Origin of the sequence: Labrys sp. WJW, from assembly GCF_001676615.1 — a bacterium.
GTDB lineage: Bacteria > Pseudomonadota > Alphaproteobacteria > Rhizobiales > Labraceae > Labrys > Labrys sedimenti.
The window spans coordinates 1-885 of the sequence record NZ_LYXZ01000115.1 but is presented as its reverse complement, the minus strand read 5'-3'; the positions used below and the strand labels follow the sequence as shown (position 1 = coordinate 885).

The following is an 885-nucleotide window of genomic DNA, read 5'->3' as shown; positions in this document are numbered from 1 at the left end:
CTCCTCACCAAGGACGGGGCGGTGGTGCATCCTTCCTTCCAGCCGCAGCCGGCCTGACGGATCTTTGGCGGGCGGGTCTTCAGCGCCATCGAGAGATGGAGCTGGCCCCGCCTGGAACGGACTGCATCTCATCAAGAGGCGGATCTGAAGGTCCGCCCCCAATCAGATCCATCCCATCGAGGAAGACCGACATGGCCGACACGCCCCAAGAGCTTCTCGACAAGGCCCAGGCCGCCGCGCAGGCTGCCGGCGAGGCCGCCAGACATGCCCAGGACTATGCCGACCAGCTCGCCGCCACGCTGGGGGGCGTCGCCCATGCCGCCACCGGCGGGGCGATCGATCCCTTCGTCTTCCGCTTCGCCATCTTCGTGCTCGCCATCTTCGTGGGCTATTACGTGGTGTGGTCGGTCACCCCGGCCCTGCACACCCCGCTGATGTCGGTGACCAACGCCATCTCCTCGGTGATCGTGGTCGGCGCCCTGCTCTCGGTCGGCGTCGCCCTGGCCGGGGACGAGAGCGGGCCGTGGTGGGCCCGCGGCTTCGGCTTCCTGGCTCTGGTGCTGGCCTCCATCAACATCTTCGGCGGCTTCCTGGTCACCGAGCGCATGCTGGCCATGTACAAGCCCAAGGACAAGACCGCCGACAAGACCAAGAAGACCGGGGCCTCTTCGGCCGCCGGCGCCGGCCAGTGAGGAAGCGTCCATGTCCGTGAATCTCACCCAATTCCTCTACCTCGTCGCCGGCGTGCTGTTCATCCTGGCGCTGCGCGGGTTGTCCTCGCCGACCTCCTCGCGCCAGGGCAACCGCTTCGGCATGATCGGCATGGGCCTGGCCGTGCTGACCACGCTGGCGGTGTCCCCGCCCTCGGGCGTGTCGGGCTGGCTC

General features: G+C 68.1%; 2 protein-coding genes. Both read left to right on the top strand.

Translation table 11 applies throughout. The features are described from left to right. Positions 1-191 precede the first annotated feature (191 nt). Entirely contained in the window at positions 192-692 is a 501-nt protein-coding gene (locus tag BA190_RS34860) for a proton-translocating transhydrogenase family protein (protein WP_068299804.1), read from the top strand. Between the two features lie 10 nt (positions 693-702). Next, positions 703-885: NAD(P)(+) transhydrogenase (Re/Si-specific) subunit beta (locus BA190_RS34855; RefSeq protein WP_202908581.1), on the top strand; the 183-nt coding region annotated here is incomplete at its 3' end.